The organism is Candidatus Micrarchaeia archaeon (assembly GCA_041650355.1).
GTDB lineage: Archaea > Micrarchaeota > Micrarchaeia > Anstonellales > Bilamarchaeaceae > JAHJBR01.
The window spans coordinates 1-6,935 of record JBAZLI010000053.1; the positions used below are offsets into that span (position 1 = coordinate 1).

Here is a 6,935-nt window from a genome sequence, read left to right on the forward strand (position 1 = left end):
GGAAGCAGTAGTGTAGCTTTCCCCAAGAGGGGCTATGAGCATGTGCTCGAATTCCCGGCAGGGGCGCCGCCCCCGCTGACCTCTGTGAAATCCTCACCGAAAAGCAGCTGGGCGAATGATTTTGCGTTCGCTATTGTCGCTGAAGTGCAGATGAACTGCGGCTTCCTGGAATGCTTTTTGGCGAGTATGCGCTTGAGGCGCCAGATTATGTTCCCTGCGTGGCCTCCGAAAACTCCGGAATAGGTGTGGAGTTCGTCAACCACTATGAGAGAGAGTTTTGAGAAGAAGGAATCGAATTTAGCGCTGTTGAGCAGGATGAAGTGGAGCATGTCGAAATTCGTTATCATTATTTTCGGCGGGTTCTTGCGCATCTTCTCCCTTTTGGAGTCAGGGGTGTCCCCATCGTATATTTCTGCGGTTATGCCGTAGAGCGCAAGGGGCTCGAAGCGCTTCATCTGGTCGCGCGCGAGCGCCTTTGTGGGGTATATTATGAGCGTGTTCTCGCCCCTGAGGGCGCGCTCTATCGCCTCGTTCATGTAGATTTCGCTTTTTCCGCTCGCTGTTGGCGCAACAACAACTATGCTTTTTCCTTCGCGCGCGAGCGCGATTCCCTCTGCCTGGTGCCTGTACAGCTTGTCTATTCCGCGCGAGGAGAAAACGGCTTTCGCGACTTCGCCCAGGGGGATTTCTGAATATTCCGGAGTCGCGGCTTTCTGGCGGAAAACAATCGGGCTGAACTCGTCGAGCATGAATCAAAAATGCGCGGAAGAGGTTAAAAACCCGGCCTGCAGCGTGGACAGCGGGAGGTCAGCAGGAGTAGATGTACACTTGTTTTCCGTCTTTGTTTGCGTCCAGCCTGCAAAAACCGAAACGCTCGAACTGCACCATGTGGCCTGGCTTTAGGTTCGCGGCGTTTTTCTCCGCGTACCCGTAGATTTTCTCCAGGCTCCGCTCGTTGTACATTCCCTCCACGAGAAGGTCGTGGGGCCTGAGCACTTCCGCCGGAATGTAATCCGAAACCCACTGGATTTTCTTCTCCACCATCCCGTCTGGCGCGGATTCCACCTCGAAATTCTTTTTTGAAATCAGCTTCACGTTGCACAAATCCTTGAGCCTGAACGTTTCGCCCTCTTTGATTTTCTCGAAATCCTCGCGGGGGATGTACACGAAATCCGAAACCTTCATGGGCCTGGTGCCTATATTCTCATTAGGGTGGCCCTTCAGCTCAAGCTCGCGCGGCTGCGCGTTCAGGAGGTGGATTTTTATCGGGTCCGGGACGAAAAAGAGATGGGAGGCGCGCGGCTCCAGGAGCTTGCGGTTTTCCGAAAGCAATCTGTCCCAGCCCGGCTCGCTTTCCACTTTGGAGAGGCCGAAGGAAAGCACGAAATTCCTTATCGCTTCCGGAAGGATTCCCCTTCTCGCGAGCCCTTTCAGCGTCGGTAGTCTAGGATCGTCCCATCCTGCGACTTTTCCCTCTTTCACCAGGGGCGTGATGAAGCGCTTGCTTATGGGCGCGTTCTTTATGGAAAGGCGCGAGAACTCAACGAGCTCAGGGTTCCTTATCCCGAAAAGCTTCAGGAGCAGGAAGTAAAGCTCATCGCGCAGCTCGTATTCCTTGGTGCGCATCGCGTGCGTAATTCCTTCCGCTGAATCCATTATCGGCGCTTCGAAATCGTACGTGGGCCACACGCGGTAGTTTTTCCCCTGGCGGTAATGCTCGGAATCAATTATTCTGAAAAGGCTCGGGTCGCGCATCACCGTGTTCTGGGCTTGGAGGTCGGATTTGAGGCGCAGGATTGCGTCCCCTGGTTTGTAATCGGCGTGCATTTTTTTCCATCGTGCGAGCGCCTCCTCCTTTCCGAGGGACTTGCACGCGCACGGCTTCCCAGTGCTCCTGCCTTCGCTTATCTGCTCCTGGGCGCAGGTGCACACGTAAACCGCTTCTTTCTCTATCAGCTTTTCCGCATATTCGTAAAAAAGGGGCATGCTGTCCGATGTGTAGGATTCTGAATCCCACTCTATTCCGAGCCACCTGAGCCCCTCCTTTATCGCATCTACGTATTCCTGGCTCTCTTTCTCCGGATTCGTGTCGTCGAAGCGCAGAATCATCTTGCCTCCGTACTCCTTCGCACAGCCATAGTCGAGGAACGCGGCTTTCGCGTGGCCTATGTGCGGGTAGCCAGAGGGCTCAGGGGGGAAGCGCGTAACCACTTTCCCGTATTCGGCATTCGGGAGCGCAAGCTTCTTTTCCTCCTGCTTTTTTTCTGCGAAAGCGTAGCTCTTGAGCTTGTGCTCTATTTCGTCTTTCCTGAGCTTGCCCACTTCCGAGACCGCTTCGCCTATGAGGCGCATGGTCTCCTTCATGTCTTTTTTCGCGTCCGGGAACTCGGCAATCACTTTCCCTGCTATGGCCCCTGGATTGGGCTTGCCGAAATCAAATGCGTTTTTGAGCGCGTGCTTCCTTATGGTTTCCGTGAGCGACATAATGATGCCTTAGGATGTAAGCCTGGGAAGATTAAAAAACGATGATGAAAAATCATTCATCTCTGGGAAAGATACATCGCGAAGAGTATGAGCCCTCCGCCCACTAACTGTACGGAGGACAGATATTCATTGAAGAGGATTACGCTCGTTATGGCTGCGAAAACCGGCTCGCATATGAATATGAGCGCTGTGTTGGAAGGTGCGACGTTTTTCTGCGCCGTGGTTTGCGCCCAGTATGCGAGCGCGGAGGCGAAAATCCCCAAATAGAGTACGGCGAGAAGGGGCTCAAGAGAGTAAGTTGTTGGAAGCCCGCCTGCGAATGGGAGCGCAATCCAGCTCAATACTGCGGCTGTGAGCATCTGCACAAGCACGAAAGAATTTGAGTCGCATTCCGAGCTTCTGGAGAGCAGGAGTATGTGCGCCGCGAAACCAACCGCGCACAGGAGCGTGAGCATTTCCCCGATGCCGAGCGAGAAGGAGGCGCCGGTGAGCAGCCAGAGGCCGAGCAGAGAGAGCAGGACGCAGGCAGCGATTTTCAGGCCCGGGGTCTTCCTTTTCAGGAGCGCCGCTCCGACCGGAACAAAGACTATGTACAGGCCGGTTATGAACGCGCTTGTCGCAGGGGAAATCGGTATCTGGCCGTAGGTTTGGGTCGCGAAGCTGAAGAAAAGTATCGCGCCCGCGGCAACTCCAAGCGTGATTTCCTTTTTGGTTAGCCGGCGCCGCGCTAGAAAAACCGGCAGCGCGAGAACCAACGATGCGATTGTGAACCTGAACGCCATTATCGGAAACGTCTCGTAGGCTGAAAGCGCGTATTTTACTGCTGGAAAGGAGAGCCCCCACATCAGCGCCGCACCCAGCAGCAAGGCTACGTCCTTTTTGTCATTCATGCATGTCCTTTCACCGCAGGAGTTAAAAATCCGGCCAGCCTGCGGCCGCATGCCCCACATCACATTTTAAAATCGTTTGATGCCCATATAGGTTAGCGACTTCTAGTTTCGGGATCGTGAGCCAACCTGGTATGCTGCAAGCTTCGGGAGTTTGTTATGCCGGTTCAAAGCAGTTTTCGGTTCGGAGTTCCCAGTTTCGTGCGGGAAACTGGAGACGGAAAACCGTAAACCCTGAAAATCCGGCCGGTCCCAAAATTTTTATCTTCCCAGTCTTATTTATAAACGGGTTTTGCGAAACCACATTATGAGCGGGGAAAAAACAGGGAAAGTCCGCACTGTTAAGATAACCGTGCAGGTTACCAGCGTCCAGATTTCTAATGGCGAGTTTCAGGAACGCGTGAAGATGCTGCTGGACAAGAACCGCGAGATGATAAGGTATCTCGCGAAAAAGTAGGGGTTCGCATGCTGGGCAGCAACGGGGTTCAGGTTTTCAAGACCAACGAAGGGCTCATCCTCCCGACCAAACAGAGCCTGATGGAGCTCTACAGGATGCTCACTGAGTACACGCGCGAATTCGCGAACACGGACGTGATGCACTACGGGCTCAGGTACGAGGGCATACTCACCATGTTGGAGAGCAGGCTCCAGGGCAAGAGATACGTGAAAGGCCCGCTCGAGAACGCGCTTTCGGTTTCAGAGGAGCTTGCGTTCAGGATAATGTGCGAGCACCCCTTCACTGACGGGAACAAGAGGACCGCGCTCATAAGCGCGTTCTTCTTTCTCATCATGAATTTGGATTACGTGAACAGGAATACGGGGAAGAGATACGCGTTCCTGCCGAGCGCGGGGAATTTCGACCTCGGCGCGCAGATGGAAAGGGCGAAGCAGATGGAGCTCCTCGCGGCATGGAATGATCAGAGGAGAACCCGGGAGCTGTACGAATTCCTCACTGGAAACGGGATAAGGGTGAGGAGCAAGAACAGGATAACCGAGGACCACATACGCCAATATTTGCGCAAATTCCTCAAGGAACTCGTAGTGGAGAACTAAGCGGGGGCGCGCATGGCTCGAACTCATTTGGTCTTCAGACCAAGGTCTCCCAGGGTGCCTGCTTTGTGCCGTGAAATTCAGCATAATCGCTTATTTTTCGAAAACCCAGTTTGAGATAGACCCCTTCAACATTCTTAGATGCAGTGAATCTAAAATATTTTTTTCCAAGGATACGTGCATTTTCCAATTGCTTCCGAATTAATGATTTTCCAAATCCCGTTCCTTGGTGCTCTTTCATCACTGCAACGCTTCTAAGATAATAAACCTCGCCACGTGGCTTGTGCAATTTGGCATCTGGCAAATCCAGCTCTTTCAAAGTTCTGCAAGGTAAATTACTCGCTAACCGAGAAAAGGAAGGAGTTCACGGGCGTCATACGCGACATGGATAAATGAAGCCTAAAGTGGCACAGCAAATAGTGAATTCTGGACTGTTGGGTTAGCGTCTTGGCAATATAATAGAAATTTTTATATAGAGGTTTGTGTTAAAATCATATTATGGCAAAGAGCGATAAAAAGGAGATGACACCTAAACAACGTGAAGAACTGCTCAGTGCATTGAAAGCCCGTTTTGAGGAAAACACGAATCGCCATAAAGGCCTTGAATGGGCCGGAGTACATGCAAAGCTAGGAGCCAATGCTGAAAAACTGCGGTCGCTCAACGAAATGGAAAGGACTGGCGGCGAACCGGATGTTGTTGGCCATGATAAAAAGACGGGCGAATACATTTTTTGCGATTGTTCAGAGGAAAGCCCCAAAGGCCGCAGAAACGTCTGTTACGACCGCGAAGCGTTAGAGGCAAGGAAAGAACATAAGCCAAAAGATAGCGCCATTGACATGGCAGCGGCCATGGGCATCGAGATTTTGACGGAAGAGCAATACCGGGAGCTGCAGAAACTTGGAAATTTCGATACGAAAACATCGAGTTGGGTGAAGACACCTGCCGAGATTAGAAAACTGGGCGGCGCACTCTTTTGTGATCGCCGTTACGGCAATGTCTTCGTGTATCACAATGGTGCAGAATCTTACTATGGCGTTAGGGGATTTCGCGGCTCGCTAAGGGTCTAAATTTGGACTTTGAATTTTGCTCCTGTTTTTTCATCAAATAGGCTACAGTTCGACCAACTTCATAGGTTGGATTCGGGCTGCTGCCCGAATTCCCGCAAATTTATGCTGAAATTTACGGTCGGTCAGGCAGACGAAAGTGTATCAGTCCGCACGCTAGGCTCGCACAGCTTAGCCTGAGCTACGAGGTTCAAAGACACACAGTGCATTTCCTTAGGAAATGAGGTGCCAATTTATTACACGATTTCGAGTCGGTAGAAATTAAAGTATTGACTTCACTTTCAATAACTACTGGTGACAAAGATGAAAAAACTCACAAAAAAAGAGGAAAACGTAATCATAGGAAAAGGTACCGAATCCCCATTTAGTGGAGAGTACAACGATTTTTTCAAGGTAGGGGTCTATGTATGCAGGCGTTGCGGCGCGCTACTCTATCGTTCAGCCGACAAGTTCAAATCAGATTGCGGCTGGCCTAGTTTTGATGATGCAATCCCAGGCGCAGTAAAAAGACTGCGCGATGCAGACGGAGCACGAACAGAAATACTGTGCAGCACCTGTGGCGGCCATCTTGGCCATGTTTTTGAAGGGGAAAAACTCACTTCAAAGAACACCCGTTATTGTGTCAATTCTTTATCAATGAAATTCATTCCAGAAGGAAAAATGAAATTCGAACAAATAGTGGTCGGCGCAGGCTGTTTCTGGTGTACTGAAGCTGTTTTTTCCATGGTGAAAGGCGTTATTTCGCTGACGCCTGGATATGCAGGTGGCACGACAGCCAATCCAACCTACGAACAAGTCTGCACGGGTAAAACTGGCCATGCCGAAGTGTTACGTATCACCTATAATAAAAAGAGCGTTTCTATAGAAAAATTGCTTGATAGTTTTTTTACAATGCACGACCCGACGTCGCTGAACAAACAAGGTTCTGACATTGGTACGCAATACCATTCGATAATACTTTATTCTACGCTCCAGCAAAAGAAAGCAGTCGATAAGTTCGTCAATAAAATAAAGGGCACGTATACACAACCCATTGTCACCGAAGTTAAAAAACTTACAACTTTCTATCCTGCAGAAGACTACCATAAGGATTATTTCCATAAGAACCCACACAATCCCTACTGTGCGCTCGTAATCGCGCCCAAATTGAACAAAGTCCGGGAGAAGCTGCGGTTGTTCCCATAGCTCTCTGCAAGCATCAAAGATATTTTTTTATGGAGTACAGCCGAAGTTGTGCAGCTGAATCTGCTGAAAATTTCTTTGGCTCGCGCCATTTCGGCTTCGGAGTGAATAACCCACGGCTGAAGCCGTGCTTTTAGTCCGGAACAATGAGGATTTCCCGCTTCGCTCAATCAAAGTTAGTCAGTCCGCACGGCTTTCTGCATTCAATGGCCGAGCACCGCGAGCAGGATGCCTGCGAGCCCGAGGAACAATCCGGCAAGCGTTATT

The 6,935-nt window shown here is 50.8% G+C and carries 8 protein-coding genes and 1 tRNA gene; 5 read left to right on the forward strand and 4 right to left on the reverse strand.

Annotated elements, in window-relative coordinates; translation table 11 throughout:
• Positions 1-32: 32 nt before the first annotated feature.
• The 3 genes from WC488_04015 to WC488_04025 are packed head-to-tail and all read right to left on the reverse strand — an operon-like array spanning position 33 to position 3,374.
• Positions 33-749 (reverse strand): DEAD/DEAH box helicase, encoded by a 717-nt coding sequence (locus WC488_04015; protein MFA5077565.1) that lies wholly within the window; start codon positions 747-749, stop codon positions 33-35.
• A 58-nt stretch (positions 750-807) separates the two neighbouring features.
• Positions 808-2,484: a glutamate--tRNA ligase gene (gene gltX, locus WC488_04020; protein MFA5077566.1), complete on the reverse strand. Its 1,677-nt coding sequence runs from the start codon at positions 2,482-2,484 to the stop codon at positions 808-810.
• A 56-nt stretch (positions 2,485-2,540) separates the two neighbouring features.
• The gene (locus tag WC488_04025) at positions 2,541-3,374 is read right to left on the reverse strand and encodes a DMT family transporter (GenBank protein ID MFA5077567.1); all 834 of its coding nucleotides are present in this window, start codon (positions 3,372-3,374) and stop codon (positions 2,541-2,543) included.
• 110 nt (positions 3,375-3,484) lie between these two features.
• Between WC488_04025 and WC488_04030 the strand changes: the two genes are divergently transcribed.
• From WC488_04030 to WC488_04040, 3 genes are all read left to right on the forward strand, one after another.
• Positions 3,485-3,626 (forward strand) — tRNA-Pro (locus WC488_04030).
• A gap of 52 nt (positions 3,627-3,678) precedes the next feature.
• Positions 3,679-3,828, forward strand: a complete 150-nt coding sequence (locus WC488_04035) for a hypothetical protein (GenBank protein ID MFA5077568.1) — start codon at positions 3,679-3,681, stop codon at positions 3,826-3,828.
• Positions 3,829-3,836: 8 nt separating this feature from the next.
• Entirely contained in the window at positions 3,837-4,424 is a 588-nt protein-coding gene (locus tag WC488_04040; protein MFA5077569.1) for a Fic family protein, read from the forward strand.
• A 34-nt stretch (positions 4,425-4,458) separates the two neighbouring features.
• Here the strand turns inward: WC488_04040 and WC488_04045 are convergent, their stop codons facing one another.
• Positions 4,459-4,740 carry a GNAT family N-acetyltransferase gene (locus WC488_04045; GenBank protein MFA5077570.1) on the reverse strand — a complete coding sequence of 94 codons (282 nt, stop codon included), beginning with the start codon at positions 4,738-4,740 and terminating at the stop codon, positions 4,459-4,461.
• Between the two features lie 179 nt (positions 4,741-4,919).
• Between WC488_04045 and WC488_04050 the strand changes: the two genes are divergently transcribed.
• Positions 4,920-5,489 (forward strand): DUF4256 domain-containing protein, encoded by a 570-nt coding sequence (locus WC488_04050; protein MFA5077571.1) that lies wholly within the window; start codon positions 4,920-4,922, stop codon positions 5,487-5,489.
• Between the two features lie 300 nt (positions 5,490-5,789).
• Positions 5,790-6,671 carry a bifunctional methionine sulfoxide reductase B/A protein gene (locus WC488_04055; GenBank protein MFA5077572.1) on the forward strand — a complete coding sequence of 294 codons (882 nt, stop codon included), beginning with the start codon at positions 5,790-5,792 and terminating at the stop codon, positions 6,669-6,671.
• Positions 6,672-6,935: the final 264 nt, after the last annotated feature.

Coding starts and splice junctions, on each gene's coding strand:
- gltX (MFA5077566.1), bottom strand. CDS start 2,484: ATGTCGCTCACGGAAACCATAAGGAAGCACGCGCTCAAAAACGCATTT.
- WC488_04050 (MFA5077571.1), top strand. CDS start 4,920: ATGGCAAAGAGCGATAAAAAGGAGATGACACCTAAACAACGTGAAGAA.
- WC488_04025 (MFA5077567.1), bottom strand. CDS start 3,374: ATGAATGACAAAAAGGACGTAGCCTTGCTGCTGGGTGCGGCGCTGATG.
- WC488_04055 (MFA5077572.1), top strand. CDS start 5,790: ATGAAAAAACTCACAAAAAAAGAGGAAAACGTAATCATAGGAAAAGGT.
- WC488_04040 (MFA5077569.1), top strand. CDS start 3,837: ATGCTGGGCAGCAACGGGGTTCAGGTTTTCAAGACCAACGAAGGGCTC.
- WC488_04035 (MFA5077568.1), top strand. CDS start 3,679: ATGAGCGGGGAAAAAACAGGGAAAGTCCGCACTGTTAAGATAACCGTG.
- WC488_04015 (MFA5077565.1), bottom strand. CDS start 749: ATGCTCGACGAGTTCAGCCCGATTGTTTTCCGCCAGAAAGCCGCGACT.